This is a genomic window from Alteromonas sp. HB246098 (assembly GCF_054890645.1).
Genome location: NZ_JBTZUG010000006.1, coordinates 200,788 through 218,199, shown reverse-complemented (window position 1 = coordinate 218,199; position 17,412 = coordinate 200,788). Strand labels below are relative to the sequence as shown.

The window sequence follows — 17,412 nt, the reverse complement described above, 5'->3', positions numbered from 1 at the left end:
TTAGTTTCTATACCATTGATCAAGTAATGACTGAGTGCGAAGGCGCTGCTTTTCCCATGTATCTGGCTGTACCACCGAAGGGCGAATAAGAATAACCAATTCGCGTTTGCTCTGGGTTTTCGCCTTGTTTTTAAACGCGTTACCGATAATAGGGATATCACCTAACAGCGGTGTTTTAGATTCTTGCTCGCTGGTAACCGTTTCCATTAAGCCGCCTATCACCACAATTTCACCGTCGCGAGCGCGGATCACGGTGTCTGATTCACGAATATTACTTTGTGCTAGCGGTAACAAAATTTGTTGGTCACCTACTTGGATAACCTTTGTCTGTTCCGCCGTTTCTGTTACTGAAGGGTGAACATGCAGTATTACAGAACCACTTCTGTCTATTTGCGGTGTTACATCCAGCGCGATACCAGAAAAGAAAGGAGTAAGTTCGATGTCATTCTCGTTCTCTGTGCTTGTTGTGCTTTGATCTTCACTGGTCGACACATCGGTAACAAAGTACTCGTCTTGCCCTACTTTAATAACGGCCTTTTGGTTGTTAGTTACCGTAACGCGAGGGTTACTTAGCATTTGCACGTCACCCTGGGTTTGAAGCATATTGATAACACCATCAAAGTCGCCGCGAGAAATTCGTAGCGTTGATACTCCGCCGATATCGGTAGAAATAGTATTGCCTATAGCATTAACCGCATTAATAGCTGGGTCGATTCCCGCAGCAGTGTTTGCTGCAAAATTAGAAGCAAGCGCCCCGCCGCTAAACCCAAAATTGAGGCTCCCTGTTAAGCCGCTAGCTATACGGTCCCATCTAACGCCTTGTTGGTAACCATCATTTAGCGTGACTTCAATAATGCGAGCTTCTAGAACCACTTGACGTTGCAGGCTTTCTTGGCTTTGGTTTAAAAAGTCTTTCACCACGGCAATTTCGCTTGGTAGCGCGCGTACCGTCACTAACCCCGCCTGCGGTGAAACCACCACCTGACGACCTTCAGTAGGTGATACCAGTACTTTTAACGCTTCTTTTAAGTCACTCCAAAAATCGTTTTCACTGGTAGTCTGAATATTTGAACCGTTGAGCTGCTGTATATTGTTGCCGCCAAGACCACTTTGACCACCTAAGCCGCCTTGACCGCCCAATGCGTTGCCGCTGATATTGTTGTTGCCGTTAATACCGCCGTTGTTACCACCGTTATTCTGGTCTTGTTCGCTTACTCCGCCTGCAATCACGCTGACGTTCGAAACACCAAAACGCTTGATCATTAGGAAGTTAACCGGGATAGATTCTGTCTTTAGTTGCGACGGCATCACTTGGATAACTTTACCTTCTAAAAATACATCCAGTGGATACATTCTAGAAATAATCGTAATCACATCGTCAAGGGCCACGTCTTTGAGTGTTAAGCTGATTTGGCCAGACACCGCTGGATGCACAGCCACGCTATAAGGCGTATCTTCCACCAGCGCATCGAAGAACGGACGAACATCCACATTATTAGCGGACACGGCAAACAGCTTCTGAGACGTAGGAGCTGGTAGCGACTGATAGCGAGCCACTTCTGACAGCAATTCTTGGTTTAACTGCGGTGGAGGGGCTGGTTTGGTTACAGGTACATTTTGGGAGCGATTGAGCTCATCGCGTATATGCGGTTTCACTTCCTCGCCAACACCATAGGTTTGACAACCCGCGATAACAAACGCCGCAGCTAGCATCAGTGCGTTAGAAATAAGGCTATTTTTTAATTTCATATGCATACATTCTTAGTATTTTCTGCTGACGACCGTCAGTTATAATCACGTGTTTAGGGGTTATTTTGGACACAGTAAATTCATTCAGCGTGTCACCCTCTCGATAAGACTTGCCAGATATGATCGCGCTGTAACCGGAGCTGCGTTTAAAAATTGACTGCAGTGCCAATGCGCCATCTAAAAGGTTGCTTTCGCTTGCACTCGCCCCTTTGAACTGGGCAGGTTTAGTTGGGTCTACGGCGGCTATTGCAGGTTTGAAAACACTACCTACCACCAACAAACTAAATATGAAGCATTTCATTGTCTTCACCTAGGCTCCCTAAAGCGAAATGAAGGTAGCGTTATTGCTTACTGTCGCTAACCCCAATGTCAGTGATGCACTGGGATATTCGTCGACGTTATAAGCGAAGTCCGTCACAATGACTTTTTCTGGTGCCGCTTGAAGACGCGCAAGATAACTGCGTAAGTCGAAGTAACTACCCTCAATCACTAAACGCATATTGTGACGATAGAATGATGTACTTTGCGTTTCACCTTCACCAAAACGAATGGTTTGAGTAGGTTCTACGTTAAAATTAACCAAGCTCACATTGTTTTCTTCATTCAATAGCGTCATTAACAACTCGGGCATCCTGTCGGCAGCCACGAAGCCTTCGTTCAATGAAAGCAACGCATCGTCAACGCTCAGTAGCGCTTTTCTCGCGTTATCTAACTCCTGTTGCATCCGCTGCGTGTAATCGACAGACAATGCTTGCTCAATGGCATCTCGCTGAATGACAAGCGCCTTGTACTCGCTTTCTTTTCGAGTAGCGGTTTTGTCAGCGGCAGACATGTCTTCCAGCGCTGGCGATATGCCAAACCAAAAGAACAGATAAACGATAAGGCCAAAGCTCACCCACAAAATAAGCTGCTTTTCTCTGTTTTCGAGCGCAGAAAACTTATCAGAGAGCTGTTGATACTGACTCATCAGCGTCTCCTTCAAAATCAGTTGATATTAAAAATTGCTTCACGTTTTCAGCCCCATCTACTTCGTCGAACTTCACTGACGAAAATGACTTACCCTGAAAGAAAGGTGACTGCTGTAACTTCTTCAACCAAATAGGGATAGACGACGGTGCCACCGTTTGTCCTGACAAACGAATTTTCTGGGTATCTATGTTTATGCTGGTAAGCCAAAGGTTCTGGTTGTGATAGTTAGCTAAGTCGTCCATCACTTCGCCATACTTGGTTGCATCAAAAGACAGCTCTCCACTTTCTAGATAGGCAAGCAGTTGCTTTCTGTTTTCTATCTTTGCGTTTACTTGCTCAAGCTGCTGCTGAAGCGTTTTGGTATCACGCTTTTTCTCCAGTGCATTATTCAGCGTTTTAATTTCATTATTGATTTGGCGGGTTAACGCTGATTGCTGTTCTATTTTTTCTTGTTTAGCGTTTAGTAATACATTTAAAGCAACAACGGCGATTAGCATTACTCCAAATGCTATGCCGTTTACCCAAAGTACCTTTGATAGAGGTAAGCGCTCTTTTTTAGGCTTAAGCGAGGGGTGATAAAGGTTTATCGTGCGTTTCACTGGGCCTCCCTCGCTGCAACAAGCGCACTAGCCAAAGCAAAGTGGCAAGTGGGGTCAACAACATCAGCTAATTCGAGCTGCGCAGCGAATTTTTTCATAGCCGCAGGCTGAAAGGGCTTTAAGCGCTCTATAACAGGCTCGCAATCAAACTGTGTTCTGAACAAGATTTCTTTTAGCGGTGGCTGTTTTAGCTGTGACTCATAGAAATCCATTGAACGTTGAATTTCTAAACCAAGCATGTCGCTTAATTGGGCTAAATCTTCTGGGGCGGAGGATTTTTTAACAAATCCCCTTAATCGACGCGATAGCCAAATAGCACGCGAGCGCACTATCATCAAAAAAGGTTCGCTATTGGGCTCTTGAATAATAAGTAATCGCGCGTAATCATCATCAGGCACCATTTCGGTAGCCAGCACTTCTTTAGCGTGGATATGGGTGAGTTTAACCTCTTTCTTTTTCGATAAACTTTGAACCAGTGCAGAAAGCGATGACTTTTCGGCAGCAAATACATCTATTTTCTTGCCGCCGGTCCGCGTTTGAACCGGGTAATCGATGTAGTCCAAAACAATATTACTAGAATCGAACGGAACCAACTCGCCAAGTGTCCAAGGTAGTGCAGTCGTGATGTCCTCTTCGGGTACATCAGGCTTTTCCACTTGAACCATATGATACATTTCTTGAGAAAGTACAATGGATACTCGACATGCCTCTTTTTCAAATTCTCGCAAGGCCTCGCTTAATTGCTGTTCAAGAGGTTGTCGACTGTCAAAGGGAACAGACGCAAAAGAGTTAAGTACATAGCCACTGTCGCTAAAATTAACAGCGGCAATATGTAACTCAGCCGCACTCACAGACACACCTACCGTGAGCGTTGTATTGTTCTTTTGCGAAGAGAATAAGCTAGAGAGCATATGTCTACTTAATTCGTTAGTGTCGAGTATTATCTTGTTATCAACAATACCTTAAGGTGCCAATTTGTGACATGGCGCTAACTCAAAAGTAGACTAATTATCTAAATAAACCAAATACCTACATAGGTAATTATTTATATTAATATGTTAATGGTATGAAGACCTTACTAGTCTTCCAAGGCAGTTACCGAACCGCTTGCGGGGTAATAGTCGAAGTAGGCTCCTCTACTCAAGCTGAAGCGACACCAGTAGTTATCTTCACTTGTTTCAAGCTCGGCGTAGTATCGTGCATGCACTTTGAATCCGTCGACACGTAATGGGGATGCCACTATTGATGACCAAATTTTTTCACATCCAGCGTCCGACATATCAGCGGTCGGCCACCCATTGTGGTTCATACGAACTGGCGTTCGGTTCATTTCGCTGCCAGAGTCGTCATAGTGAATAAGCATTATCATAGTGGTAGGCTGACGTACTCGCCATTGCCAATGTGAAGAAATCACATGCCGCTTGAACGTCTCTAAACGCTCTGCAAAAACTTTTGTAGTGGTATCTTCTTCGCCAATATGGAAATGGTTAATTGCTATGCCTAGCGAGAGTGCAAAAACAACGGCAATAGAAGCTTTAATAAGGTTTTTAGTGGTCTCGGTATCTTTATTATTTTTATTCATCTGTGGCTCCTCAGCTTATAACTGAAGTATTAAACCTTGTTTGGTGTGGTGTTTGTCGCTATTTGGGCAATATGAAATTGCTATAGCTGCGAAAACAACTTCGTTATGTTGTTAGTTTATCGGCATTTTGGAGGAAATATGAAGTAATACCAGTCCGTATAAATAATTAACCGAAACCTTAAGCCTAGCTCGTTTTAAAGTAGCGATGATTAGCAGTACGGCTGTTGGTTAACCGTTTTTTTGCAAAATAGTAATGCCCCAGAAATCACTGTCTTTTTGCTTTAGCTGCCACCCGCTTTTCATTAGCGCTTTTCGCGTATAGTAGTTCGTCATCCCATGCCCAAAAAGAACCACTCTGGGGTGTTTTTCGCTAAGTTTATTAATATGCAATGAAAGTTTTTCAACCCGTTTTTTAGCAAATTTAAAACTTTCAAAGCGGCCTTTAGTTCCCATAAACCAAAGAGCACGGCTTAACAAAACCCAGTGCCAACTACGCAAAGTGAAAGGCAGCTTGTAGTAAGGTATATCCATTTCTCTTAGTTCCGGTAGCTCTTCATCAATTGAAGTTGCCCCATATTGAGCTGCTGTTAACCTTGCTCTTAACAGCGGGCTAACCGCGATGTAGCTACCGGTTATATCAATTTTTCGTTTTGGTTGGCTGGCTGGGTCTAAGGGGGATTTATTATAGTTACGCACCCAGCTTGCATAATCCGCAGCATTCACTTTCTCATTGTGGGCTGAAAGTGGCTTTCCATGGCGAATGAAAATAACTTCTTTCACTGTGCTTTCTTTTATGACATCCGTGTTCATATTGAATCCGATTAATTCAAGCTTGAGATCTTGTTAGTGTAAAGAGCTATAAAAAACAGTATCAAATTGATAAGACCGAGGGTATACGAAAATAAAGGGCGTTGTATTAGAGGAAACGCCCTTTATATATGTCGTATCTAATTAATAAACTTACGCACTTGCCAACACTGGGTCAATAGCTTGTTGCTCGCTATGAAGGGAGTGCGCTTTTTGTTCGATGTATTGCGATAGCACCTCTTGTTGCGCTTTGGTTAAACGCAACCCATGCTTAGTTCTGCGCCAAATTACATCTTCCAGCGTACATGCCCATTCACTCTCTATTAGATAGTCCACTTCTGCGCAATACATACCTGCGCCAAAGTCTTCACCCATCTCAGCAATTGACGATTTTCCTTTTAAAAATTTGTAGCTTAAAAGGCCATACTGACGCGCATAGCGTTGAGCAATATCTTTGTTCAACCACGAGAACTCACCAATTAACTTATTTACAAGCTTGTCTTGGCTTTCGAATGCGCCACCTGGTAAAGGCACATCTTTAGTCCATGCTTTCTTGGCTTTAGGGAAACATGTAGTCAGTTTGTCTACCGCATGCTCAGCTAATTTTCTGTAGGTCGTTATTTTCCCACCAAAAATATTGAGCAGCACTGGCTTTCCTGTTTCACCTTTCAGCTCAACTTTGTAGTCTCGCGTTAACTCTTGAGCAGAAGCATTCTTTTCTTCCAGTAGAGGTCTTACGCCACTGTAGGAGTGAACGATATCGCTTAAGGTGATTTTTGATTTAAAATATGTGTTTACCACATCTATCAAGTATTCGGTTTCTTCATCCGATATAGCAGCATCTGACGGATTACCTTTGAAATCTTCATCAGTAGTACCTACCAGCGAGAAATCCCCTTCATAAGGAATAACAAAAACAATACGCCCGTCTTTGTTTTGCAGTATGTATGCTTCATCAGTATCGTAAAGTTTAGGCACTATGAAGTGGCTTCCTTTCACCATACGCATAGCATTTGGGTTGTTAATATTTACTAAACGATCTAAGAAGGATACCGCCCAAGGCCCTGCAGCATTGACAATAGACTTCGCTTTTACTGTAAACGTTTTCCCTTTTGCTGTTCTAAGCTCAACACTCCACAGGTTGTCTTGCTTTTCAGCTTTAACACATTCAGTGCGGGTGTAAATTTGTGCGCCTTGATCTTGTGCGGCTAGTGCGTTCAATACCACTAAGCGTGCATCGTCTACCCACCCGTCAGAATATTCAAAACAGGTTGTAATATCGCTAACTAAAGGGCTTTCGCTGGTTGTCGACAGCTTACGTGAGCGAGGTAGCATGTTGCGTTTCGCCAGTGAATCGTAAAGGAACAAGCCAATTCGAATCATCCACGCTGGGCGTAAATGCTTTTGATGCGGCAAGCGAAAGCGCAAGGGCCACATGATATGAGGGGCTTTTTGAAGCAGTACTTCCCGTTCCGCCAATGCTTCTTTTACTAAACGGAACTCGTAATGTTCTAAATATCTAAGGCCGCCGTGAATAAGCTTGCTACTTGATGAAGATGTAGCGCCAGCAAGGTCACCTTTTTCACATAATGCTACTGAAAGCCCACGTCCTGCAGCGTCCAGCGCTACGCCAACACCGTTAACGCCGCCGCCAACAACTAAAACGTCTACTGTTTTTTCAGATTCATTGCTGTGACTCATAGTTTGCCCCTGCTCGTATTCACATTTGCTTTATCTAGTTGTTGGCTATTTGACAACCAAAAGGAAAACATGTCAACACAAAACGAACATTATCGAACATTAAAGAAAGTTAAATGAACCCAGTTATGCGTTAACTTGCTGGTAAATAACGCAAAGGAAGAATAAAGGGTTTAGCTAATCTATATGCGCTTAACCGCATATCTGTAAGTACAACTAGACGAGTGAATCAATACAAAACCATGTGCAAGGATTAGTTAGCAATGCAGCAACACACAACATTATCGAGTGATAAGGCTAGTGCAGAATTATGACAAATCTGTGATTGTGACGATAAATGAGTAAGACAACTTATAGTTATGCTTTTACAAAAGTAATGTTATTTTCTTTTATAATTTTGCCTATGCTTGGCGGTGGTGTTTTGTCACAAACTAAACAGTCGACTTGTGATATATGGCCCTGTTCAACCATAGCGCGGCGTTCAAATTTACTGTAGTCGGCAGCAAGGATGACGTGTTGAGTATGCTCTAAAATAGCTTGTGAAACTTTCACTTCTCTGAAGTCAAAGTCTAATAACGCGCCATCTGAACTTATACCACTTATACCGATGATGCCGTAGTCCATGCGAAACTGACTTATAAAGTCACAGGTTGCTTCACCAATAATACCGCCATCGCGATACCGTACTTCACCTGCGGCAATTATCACCGAGAAGTCTTCTTTAGCAGACAGGATTGTCGCTACATGAATGTTGTTTGTTACTACATGTAGATTTTTATGATTTAGCAGCTTAGTAGCGATAAGCTCAGTCGTAGTTCCAATATTAATGAATAAGGACGCACCATCGGGTATCATCGCCGCAACAGCCTCAGCAATTTTTTCTTTTACTTCACTGTTTTGTGTTTTACGTTCTTGATACGGTGTATTTTCCCAACTTCTGTTTAATCCAGCGCCACCGTGATAACGACTGACTACACCGTTTTCAGCCAGCTGATTTAAATCTCTTCGAATGGTCTGTGGCGTCACTTCACAAGCACTAACCAAATCATCAATAGACATAAAACCATGTTGCTTTATTAACCCAACAATTTTTTCGTGTCTTTGCGTTTGGTTCATCACACATCCTCAAAAGTAAAATCGACAATAATTATACGTGCTTAATAACAAACTTCACGCGATAAAACGAAAAGCAAATGTTCGTTTTCGAAAATATGGCATTGTTAAACACCTGTAAATGATGCAAACTCTATGAAAATTATCTTCAGGAGTGACCTTATGGGACAACATATTCTTGCCATTGATCAAGGCACAACAAGCTCTCGCAGCATTATTTTCTCTGCAAAAGGCAGTATAGAGGCCATCGCTCAACAGGAGTTTTCTCAAAAGTACCCTAAAGATGGCTGGGTTGAACACGACCCGGAAGAAATTTGGGAAAGCGTTGTCGCTACCCTGAAGGAAGTTTTTGATAAGTGTAGCGTAACCCCGTCTGACATCGCCGCTATTGGAATCACAAATCAGCGCGAAACCACGCTAGTTTGGGATAAACAATCAGGAAAGCCTGTCTACCCTGCAATCGTTTGGCAAGACAGACGTACAGCGCAATATTGCCGAGATTTTAGCGAAGACGAAGAATTCGTTTCGTACATAACAGAGTCGACAGGGCTTTTACTTGATCCTTACTTCTCAGCAACGAAAGTTGCATGGATACTAGATAACGTCGAAGGCGCCCGAGAGAAAGCAGAAAACGGCGAGCTTCTGTTTGGTACCGTGGATACGTATTTGATTTGGCGCTTAACGGATGGTGAATCACATAAAACTGATGCCACAAATGCGTCTAGAACCATGCTGTTTGATATACACAATCAACAGTGGGATGAAAAACTATTAGAAAAATTCAATATCCCATCCTCAATGCTGCCTGAGGTAATGGACTGTGCCGCTGATTTCGGCGTAATTAAAGACGATATTATTGGTACCGCCATTCCTATACAAGGTGTTGCTGGAGATCAACAAGCTGCATTAGTTGGTCAAGCTTGTTTCGAAAAAGGCATGGCTAAAAGTACTTATGGTACCGGTTGCTTTATGATCCTTAATACTGGCGACGCACCGCTTCAGTCGAAAAATCGATTACTTACGACAGTCGGTTATCGACTAGACGGTAAAACTACTTATGCGCTTGAAGGCAGCATATTCATGGCCGGCGCAACCGTTCAGTGGCTGCGCGATGGGCTTAAATTAATTGATGATGCTGCTGAGACAGAAGCATTAGCACAGAGGGCAAGACGAGATAACGGCGTATTTTTAGTTCCTGCATTCACAGGCTTGGGTGCGCCTTATTGGGACCCAGATGCTCGAGGCGCCATTTTAGGCCTAACCCGAGATACCGGGATCAGCGAAATTGTCGCGGCGGGCCTTCAATCGGTTTGCTATCAAACCAAGGACCTTCAAAAAGCAATGGAAAGCGACGGAGCACGCCCCACTACCATTCGGGTAGATGGTGGTATGTCGCGTAACGATTGGGTAATGGGCTTCTTATCAGACATCTTAGGGGCCGAAGTAGAACGCCCTGAAATCACTGAAACTACTGCGCTAGGTGCTGCGTTTCTTGCAGGATTACAGGCGGGCGTATTCAATAGTATCGATGATTTAACCCAGTGTTGGAAGAGTGATAGCGTTTTCACTCCGCGTTTATCCAAACATGAACGCGATCAAGCTTATGACGGCTGGAAAGCTGCTGTAGACCGTATCCGCTGTAGCTAATTTTCTCTTACATTTCTTATTGTTAATAAAGTGCGGTAATACACCGCACTTTTTTTATACAAAAAAATTTTTTATAACATTGTAATTACATTGTCATTTTGTGCTAGTATTGGATCTAAGGTAAACGTTTCACCTTTTACCTTAGATAATAAATGTTATATTTTTCATAAAGTTACAAATAATAAGCGAAGAAATATAACGTTAAATGTGTAAAAGTAATGTTAATAAGCTTGATCCGCACATACTAAAAACGTAATTTAAGTGCAAAGTACGTTAAAACGTAGCCTACTCACGGAGAAAACACAGTGACACACAAAATTAACACATCACAGTTAGGCCCTATCGCGAAACGCTCACTTTTAGGTGTTGCTATCGCCTCTGCCCTACACGCACCGGTTGCATTTTCACAAGACGCTGATACGCAGAATGTAAACGATGCACCTGTTGAAGTTATTGAAGTCCGCGGCATTGTAAGCAGCTTGAAACGAGCAATGTCTGACAAGAAAGAAAACCTTGCTGTTTCAGACGGTATTGCAGCGGAAGATTTAGGAAAATTCCCAGATTTAAACGTTGCTGAATCACTTCAGCGTATCACTGGTGTTTCTATCGACCGTAACGGTGGTGAAGGCCAAAAAGTTACAGTTCGTGGTTTCGGCCCACAGTTTAACACTGTACTTGTAAACGGTCGCCAGCTTGCTACTGACGACGCTGGCCGCGCATTTAACTTCGACGTACTTGCTGCCGACCAAATTACTGGTGCAAATATCTACAAAAGTGGCGTTGCCAACCTTCAATCTGGTGGCATCGGCTCTACCATCAACGTATCAACTGCTCGTCCGTTCGACTATGACGGTTTCCAAGCAGTAGGAAGCGTGAAAGGTGTGTATGAAACCCTTTCAGAAGAAACGTCTCCACAAGCCTCTTTCTTAGTTAGCAACACATTTGCTGACGATAAATTTGGTTTGCTACTTGCGGTATCTCATCAAGAGCGCCAAGTTCAAATTAACCGTATTCAAACAGCAGGTTGGCGTCCAGGTTTAACACTTTCAAACCGTGGCGATGGCGAAACGGCTGAGATTATTGCTACTGATGTTTATTTACCACGTAACTGGGACCAAGTTGTAGACCAGCAAGACAGAACCCGTACTAATGCATCGCTTGTTGCGCAGTTTGCGCCATCTGATGATGTAACCATTACCCTAGACGGTTTTATCTCTAAGTTTGAAGTTGATTCACAGGTTACTGACCTTGCATCATGGTTTGAACCAGACCGCGTAGGCTCTGCCACTATTTCTGAGTTTGGTACAGCTGTTCAATTTACTCAGGAAATTGACTTACACCAAGGTAGCGGTAACCCGGCATCTGACTTCGTTTCATCAACCCGTGGTGTACGTGATGTAACTAACAAAGGGTTCGGTTTAAATGTTGATTGGCAGGTAACTGACGCCCTTTCAGCAACCTTCGATGTTTCAACATCTGAAGCGGAAAACGACGTTGCTGGCGAAGGTCGCTTTAACGTTGTGGGTATTATCAACAACTACGAGTTTGACAGCACAGGTGGTACACCTACTGTAATTCACGACGGTTTCGGCAATGGTCAATTACCTGATATTTCGCTTAACCGCCTTCACTATAACGACTTAGGTAACGTTGTTGCGTCTGAAGACGAAGTAACAGAATACAAAGCTGACTTCACTTACCTTGCTGACTCTGACGTTTTCCGTAAAGTTGACTTCGGTATTTTGCGTTCAGAGCGTGAGAAGTTCGTTTTCCAAGAGTTTGCGTCACAATGTGCATTCTGTGGTTATGGCACAGCAGCGCCAATCGATGAACTGAACATTCGTCCGTTCACCGCGAACAACTTCTTCAGCGGTCTGATTGACACTTGGTACACGTACGATGGCGATGCATACCTAGATTACCTTGCTTCTCAAGGTGCGCCAGTAGTACCAACCCTTCAGCCTAACTATTACAACATCGAAGAAGACGTAACCGCGCTTTACGCTAACTTCGAATTTGGTTATGACATCGGTGATATGCCGTTAACCATGAACTTCGGTGCCCGTTACGAAGAAACCAGTGTTTCAGTTTCTGCCGTACAAGCACTTATCGCTGACGTTGTTCCTACAACTGACTTAACCTTGTTCTCGAATGTTTTCGCTCCAGCAGAAAACATCACAGGTTCATCTTCATACGCAAACCTTCTACCTAGCCTGAACGTTAAGCTAGAAGTACAAGAAGATATGATTGTTCGCTTCTCTCGCTACGACTCTTTGACACGTCCTACTATGTCTCAGATGTCTCCAGCGACCACTTTCAACGAGCCTCGTCGTCAAAACCTACAGGCAAGCGGTGGTAACCCTGACCTTAAGCCATTTAGCGCTGAAAACTGGGATCTATCATTTGAGTGGTATTACAGCGACGATTCTGTGTTCTCGTTTGCAGTGTTTAGCAAAGAAGTAGAAGACTTCATTGTTACGCTTTCTGGCGATGAAACTTATACCATGACTAACCGTTTGCCGAATGACTATCGCTGTGCGGCTGAAGATTGTGCGGTGGGCGTATCGCTTGACCCACAAGACCCTGATCGCGACGTAGTGGCTGACACAGAAGAGCTCAATGGTGCAAGTGAAGTTTATACTGTTACCCGCCCTCAAAACGGCGAAACGGCGACAGTTAATGGCTACGAAGTAGCGATTACCCACGTATGGGATAACGGCTTTGGTGTAACCGCTAACGCGACTGTAGTTAACAGTGATGCGGAAGTGTCTGGTGATACAACGCAGACATTTGCACTAGCTGGTCTTGGTGATTCACAAAACCTTATCGTTTTCTACGAGCGCGATGCATTCCAGGCACGTGTAGCGTTTAACAACCGTGAGTCGTTCCTATTTGCACTAGATAACACTGAAGTTGGTGGCGCTACAGGCGAGCCAATTACTACTGAAACCTACGGTCAGTGGGATGTAAGTGCAAGTTACGACATCAACGAGCACCTTACGGTATTTGTTGAAGGTATTAACGTAACGGAAGAAGAGCTTACGCAAGTAGGTCGCTTCCCAGACCAAATTTACTCAATTGAAGACAATGGTGCTCGCTACTCTGTAGGTATCCGAGGCTCATTCTAAGATTTGTGAGTGTTCTGGCAGGGGTAATACCCTGCCATTTATCCATAAGCCTATTGGCAAAACGAGTACGTTTATGGATAAATGTAGTAAGCAGTCATAATTTCATTTAAGCAGTGTTGTTTCATGAACCATTCATCTAATACATCTCAAAAACAGCGTATTGTCATCGTAGGTGGCGGCACTGCCGGCTGGCTTACAGCCGCTATCGTCGCAGCTAAACACAAGGTAGCAATGGGTGAATGTGGCTTAGACATCACTTTGGTCGAGTCCAGTGACATTCCTACTGTCGGCGTAGGTGAAGGAACGTGGCCAACAATGCGCAACACGCTGAAAGATATTGGCCTGTCTGAAAAAGAAGTATTTAGACGCTGTAGCGCTGCATTCAAGCAAGGCGGAAAGTTTGTTAATTGGGTAAATGGCGACGGTGACTTCTATTACCACCCGTTTACCGTTCCGCTAGGTTATGGTCGTGTTGAGATGGCCCCCTATGTAGGCGATATAGCAAATTTTGCCAACGCCACTAACTTTCAGCAGCATGTGTGTGAGCGTAATATGGCGCCTCGTACGCTTAATGAGCAGGAATACAGCAGCGCACAGTCTAACTACGCTTATCATCTGGATGCGGGTGCATTCGCTGACATGTTACGAGATTTCAGTAAGACGGAGCTAGGCGTTAAACACATTGTCGCTACTGTAGAAGACGTAGCTACAATCTCAAACGAACATATTGAAAGCATTACCCTTAACAACGGCATGGTTTTGAAAGCTGATTTATTTGTCGATTGTTCAGGTTTCCGCTCGCTATTGCTTGGCGAAACCCTCGGTGAAAGCGTAGTTTCTACAGACGACGTGCTATTTAATAACTCAGCCCTTGCCCTTCATGTACCTCACGAAGAAGACTTCGAAATAAAGCCTTACACCCAAGCAACAGCGCAAGAAGCAGGCTGGATTTGGGATATTGGTTTATCGTCTCGAAGAGGTGTAGGCCATGTTTACTCCACCGAATTTACCACCGATGAACGGGCTGAAGAAGTGCTACGTCAGTACGTGGGGGATAAGCACGGAGACCTAAAAGCTCGCACAATTCGCTTTAGCTCTGGTTATAAGAAGCGCATTTGGAAAGGAAATTGTATTGCTGTAGGCCTTTCAGCAGGCTTCGTAGAGCCATTAGAGGCAACGGCCCTTATGCTTATTGAGATTTCAGCGCGTTATATTGCAGAGCAAATGCCGCTGCCAGAATCAGCGATGCCTATCGTTAGCCAGCGCTTTAACAAGCAAATGAACTATCGCTGGCAGCGCATTATCGACTTTTTGAAACTCCATTATATTTTCAATCAACGCAGTGAACCTTACTGGGTTGCCAATCGCGATGCGACTTCTATCCCCGACTCTTTAAGAGAAGATTTGGAAATTTGGAAGTATCGCGGCCCTCAAATTGCTGATTTTTCAGCGGCAATAGAGCTTTTTCCTGCCGCCAGCTATCAGTACGTACTATATGGAATGGGATTTTCTCCAGACTTTTCTTTGCAGTCTCATTTCTACAACGAACGTGACCTAGCTGATAAAGTGATTCAACAAAATCAGCTAATCACGCAGCAAAAACTAAGCAGCTTACCTAATCACCGCGACTACATTGAGCAGTGGTTGGCAAGCTAACGAGAACTATAATATGCCAACATTTGAAACCTTATCGGCTGATACCCACAGCGCTCTTACTATTGATGAGAGCAAGCTTGCTAGTACTTATTCGAAATTTCATCTTCTCAACATTGAGATAAAGGAAGCCGTTCAAGCATCTAGCGACTTCCCTCTGTTTTTCAGTAAATCTACTGAAGCACAGTATTGGACAATATCGGCCCTGTGCGGCCTAGCTCCTCAAGAAAACGTGTTTGAAACACAAGGTACATGGCTTGGTCACTATGCACCGCTTAGTCTTCGCACCTTACCTTTTATCGTACGATTGGGAAATGATGCTCAGCAGCAAGAAGTTTTAGTTGATGTCGACTCGCCAGCTGTTTCTTCTCAAAACGGTGAAGCACTCTTTTTGCCTTCCAAGCGCCCTACTGCGTACTTAGATAATAAAAAGAAATTGCTAGATGAGCGCGTTACCGCCATGCAACAAACCGCTGTAATGATGAATCAAATTAGCGAGATGGGACTCATTCATACTGTTGACTTGATTATAGAGTACAAAGACAACACCAATCAGCGCGTAGGCGGGCTAGCTACGGTGAATGAACAACGCTTGCAAAACCTTACGGGCGAAGAACTGGCTAGTTTAAATCAAAAGGGCCTGCTCAACGTGCTTTTCAATATTCTTGGTTCTATTTTGCAAGTGAACCGCGTTATCCGTCTTCATAACACTAAATTCCCTGATCGCGCTGTAAACAACATTAAGTTCGAAACCAGCAAGTCATAACTGTCCCTTAGGAGTAAAACATGTTTTCCAGCACTATTCAGGTGTCTGTTTTTGTCTTTGTGACTGCTTTAATTGGTTTTCTTACCTATTTAAGTTGCCGCGGACAAAATAGAAATGCCCAAAACCAAAACCGCGAATACTTTCTTGCAGGCGGAGGTCTAGCTTGGTATTTCGTTGCAGGTAGTATCACGCTCACCAACCTAAGTACCGACCAACTAGTAGGTATGAACGGTAACCAAATGGCCTTGTTAGCCCTATGGGAACTAGCAGCCGTTGTAGGACTTTTCGTACTGGCAAAAGTATTTCTGCCTGTGTATTACAAGTTCAAGTGTACAACGACAACAGAACTTCTAGAGCAGCGCTATCACGACAAGCATATCCGAGCGGTAATCAGTGCTTTGTTTTTCGCGGGTAGTGCACTCATTTTCTGCCCAGCGGTAATTTATTCGGGCTCGTTGTTCATGCAGTCTATGTTTAACGTTGAGCTGCCGCTTATGTACATTGCAGTTATCTTCGTTATTGTCGGTGCTTTATATGCCATCTTCGGCGGTCTTCGCGCAGTAGCGGTGTCTGATACCTACTCGGGCGTACTTCTTTTAACCATGGCCGTATTGGTGGTTATTCTGGCGCTTCAAGCCATCGACTATAACTTTGACGGCATTCCGCAAGAGCGCCTTACGTTAATTGGCGATGATGAGTCTCCAATCCCTTGGCATACCTTGCTTACCGGGATGATCTTTATCCAAATGTTTTACTGGGGTACTAACCAAGTTATTACGCAACGCGCAATGGCGGCACCTTCTTTGAAAGAAGCGCAAAAAGGCGTATTCGCTGCGGCCGGTATCCGCTTGCTGATTGTACCTGCCATTATTGTTATTCCAGGTATCGTTTCGTACAAACTATTTGGTGATATTGGTGATAGTGCTTACGGAAAAATTGTTGCAACGGTATTGCCTGATTGGCTTTCTGGCGTATTCGCAGCGGCCATGGCAGCTGCGGTATTAACCACGTTTAACAGTAACCTGAACTCTGCTACTGCGCTTTACGTGTGCGACATTCATGAAAGCTATATCAACAAAACACCTAACGTACCTAAGTTAAGCGGCTACGTTACTATTTTGTTGTGCTTAGTATCGCTTGCGCTAATCCCCGTATACCAACAAGCTGATAGTATTATTAACCTAGTCCAGAAGCTTTACGGCCTTTTAAGTATGCCTATTCTTTCGGTATTCATCGTAGGCTTACTGTTTAGAAACGTGCATGCATTCGCGGCCATTGGTGCAGTGTTGTTCGGCGTTTCAATTTACGCATTAATGAGCTTTGAAGCTTCACCTCTGTATGCACCATTTGGACTTCATTACATCCACCTAATGTTCGCAACTCTTATTGGCTGTGTCGCCTTTGCTCTTATTGTGAACCGCTTGGTGTTTAGCCAAAAGGCAGAGTTTTCGTTAGAACTTTACAAGAAAGAAGCCTAACAAATTAGTTACATGTCGAAAAAGGATGTCTTTTGACATCCTTTTTTGTTTTTAACAATTAATATCGTCTATATTTTACAACTATTGGTCAGACTTCATTTCCTTCGCAATGCAGACTACCATTGAAAGTAAAACGTTTACCCTAAAATTGTAGAATAGGTATAGTGAACGTGATTTAATATGCGAAATTATGCCGTAAGAAGTCACTACTTACGTTGTAAAA

Annotated in this window: 14 protein-coding genes; 5 read left to right on the top strand and 9 right to left on the bottom strand. The window is 43.7% G+C overall.

Annotated features, from left to right (window positions below):
• The 9 genes from mshL to ACYTPF_RS14190 form a co-directional block, all read right to left on the bottom strand.
• Entirely contained in the window at window positions 1-1,749 is a 1,749-nt protein-coding gene (gene mshL, locus ACYTPF_RS14230; protein WP_461852677.1) for a pilus (MSHA type) biogenesis protein MshL, read from the bottom strand.
• Entirely contained in the window at window positions 1,733-2,050 is a 318-nt protein-coding gene (locus tag ACYTPF_RS14225) for an agglutinin biogenesis protein MshK (protein WP_179985115.1), read from the bottom strand. Before ACYTPF_RS14225 ends, mshL begins: the two co-directional genes overlap by 17 nt.
• 18 nt (window positions 2,051-2,068) lie before the next feature.
• Complete coding sequence (locus tag ACYTPF_RS14220; protein WP_461852676.1) at window positions 2,069-2,716, bottom strand: agglutinin biogenesis protein MshJ; 648 nt, start codon at window positions 2,714-2,716, stop codon at window positions 2,069-2,071.
• The gene (locus tag ACYTPF_RS14215) at window positions 2,691-3,317 is read right to left on the bottom strand and encodes a PilN domain-containing protein (protein ID WP_461852675.1); all 627 of its coding nucleotides are present in this window, start codon (window positions 3,315-3,317) and stop codon (window positions 2,691-2,693) included. Before ACYTPF_RS14215 ends, ACYTPF_RS14220 begins: the two co-directional genes overlap by 26 nt.
• Complete coding sequence (locus ACYTPF_RS14210; protein WP_461852674.1) at window positions 3,314-4,228, bottom strand: agglutinin biogenesis protein MshI; 915 nt, start codon at window positions 4,226-4,228, stop codon at window positions 3,314-3,316. Before ACYTPF_RS14210 ends, ACYTPF_RS14215 begins: the two co-directional genes overlap by 4 nt.
• Before the next feature lie 167 nt (window positions 4,229-4,395).
• Window positions 4,396-4,899 carry a hypothetical protein gene (locus ACYTPF_RS14205; RefSeq protein WP_461852673.1) on the bottom strand — a complete coding sequence of 168 codons (504 nt, stop codon included), beginning with the start codon at window positions 4,897-4,899 and terminating at the stop codon, window positions 4,396-4,398.
• A gap of 228 nt (window positions 4,900-5,127) precedes the next feature.
• Window positions 5,128-5,709 carry a phosphoglycerate mutase family protein gene (locus ACYTPF_RS14200; protein WP_179982041.1) on the bottom strand — a complete coding sequence of 194 codons (582 nt, stop codon included), beginning with the start codon at window positions 5,707-5,709 and terminating at the stop codon, window positions 5,128-5,130.
• A gap of 150 nt (window positions 5,710-5,859) precedes the next feature.
• Window positions 5,860-7,407 carry a glycerol-3-phosphate dehydrogenase gene (gene glpD, locus ACYTPF_RS14195; protein WP_461852672.1) on the bottom strand — a complete coding sequence of 516 codons (1,548 nt, stop codon included), beginning with the start codon at window positions 7,405-7,407 and terminating at the stop codon, window positions 5,860-5,862.
• A 354-nt stretch (window positions 7,408-7,761) separates the two neighbouring features.
• Window positions 7,762-8,520, bottom strand: a complete 759-nt coding sequence (locus ACYTPF_RS14190; RefSeq protein WP_461852671.1) for a DeoR/GlpR family transcriptional regulator — start codon at window positions 8,518-8,520, stop codon at window positions 7,762-7,764.
• Window positions 8,521-8,679: 159 nt separating this feature from the next.
• Between ACYTPF_RS14190 and glpK the strand changes: the two genes are divergently transcribed.
• The 5 genes from glpK (at window position 8,680) to ACYTPF_RS14165 (ending at window position 17,189) form a co-directional block, all read left to right on the top strand.
• Window positions 8,680-10,164, top strand: coding sequence for a glycerol kinase GlpK (gene glpK, locus ACYTPF_RS14185; protein WP_461852670.1), 1,485 nt, complete (start codon window positions 8,680-8,682; stop codon window positions 10,162-10,164).
• Window positions 10,165-10,469: 305 nt separating this feature from the next.
• The gene (locus ACYTPF_RS14180; protein ID WP_420809577.1) at window positions 10,470-13,292 is read left to right on the top strand and encodes a TonB-dependent receptor; all 2,823 of its coding nucleotides are present in this window, start codon (window positions 10,470-10,472) and stop codon (window positions 13,290-13,292) included.
• Between the two features lie 123 nt (window positions 13,293-13,415).
• Window positions 13,416-14,948 carry a tryptophan halogenase family protein gene (locus ACYTPF_RS14175; RefSeq protein WP_461852669.1) on the top strand — a complete coding sequence of 511 codons (1,533 nt, stop codon included), beginning with the start codon at window positions 13,416-13,418 and terminating at the stop codon, window positions 14,946-14,948.
• A 13-nt stretch (window positions 14,949-14,961) separates the two neighbouring features.
• Complete coding sequence (locus tag ACYTPF_RS14170; protein WP_179982036.1) at window positions 14,962-15,711, top strand: SapC family protein; 750 nt, start codon at window positions 14,962-14,964, stop codon at window positions 15,709-15,711.
• Window positions 15,712-15,731: 20 nt separating this feature from the next.
• Window positions 15,732-17,189, top strand: coding sequence for an SLC5 family protein (locus ACYTPF_RS14165; RefSeq protein ID WP_461852668.1), 1,458 nt, complete (start codon window positions 15,732-15,734; stop codon window positions 17,187-17,189).
• The last annotated feature ends 223 nt before the right edge of the window (window positions 17,190-17,412 follow it).

Excerpts from the sequence above, each read along its gene's own strand:
- ACYTPF_RS14200 (WP_179982041.1), bottom strand. The coding sequence starts at position 5,709 with ATGAACACGGATGTCATAAAAGAAAGCACAGTGAAAGAAGTTATTTTC.
- ACYTPF_RS14170 (WP_179982036.1), top strand. The coding sequence starts at position 14,962 with ATGCCAACATTTGAAACCTTATCGGCTGATACCCACAGCGCTCTTACT.
- ACYTPF_RS14165 (WP_461852668.1), top strand. The coding sequence starts at position 15,732 with ATGTTTTCCAGCACTATTCAGGTGTCTGTTTTTGTCTTTGTGACTGCT.
- ACYTPF_RS14190 (WP_461852671.1), bottom strand. The coding sequence starts at position 8,520 with ATGAACCAAACGCAAAGACACGAAAAAATTGTTGGGTTAATAAAGCAA.
- glpK (WP_461852670.1), top strand. The coding sequence starts at position 8,680 with ATGGGACAACATATTCTTGCCATTGATCAAGGCACAACAAGCTCTCGC.
- ACYTPF_RS14205 (WP_461852673.1), bottom strand. The coding sequence starts at position 4,899 with ATGAATAAAAATAATAAAGATACCGAGACCACTAAAAACCTTATTAAA.
- ACYTPF_RS14225 (WP_179985115.1), bottom strand. The coding sequence starts at position 2,050 with ATGAAATGCTTCATATTTAGTTTGTTGGTGGTAGGTAGTGTTTTCAAA.
- glpD (WP_461852672.1), bottom strand. The coding sequence starts at position 7,407 with ATGAGTCACAGCAATGAATCTGAAAAAACAGTAGACGTTTTAGTTGTT.
- mshL (WP_461852677.1), bottom strand. The coding sequence starts at position 1,749 with ATGAAATTAAAAAATAGCCTTATTTCTAACGCACTGATGCTAGCTGCG.
- ACYTPF_RS14175 (WP_461852669.1), top strand. The coding sequence starts at position 13,416 with ATGAACCATTCATCTAATACATCTCAAAAACAGCGTATTGTCATCGTA.
- ACYTPF_RS14220 (WP_461852676.1), bottom strand. The coding sequence starts at position 2,716 with ATGAGTCAGTATCAACAGCTCTCTGATAAGTTTTCTGCGCTCGAAAAC.
- ACYTPF_RS14210 (WP_461852674.1), bottom strand. The coding sequence starts at position 4,228 with ATGCTCTCTAGCTTATTCTCTTCGCAAAAGAACAATACAACGCTCACG.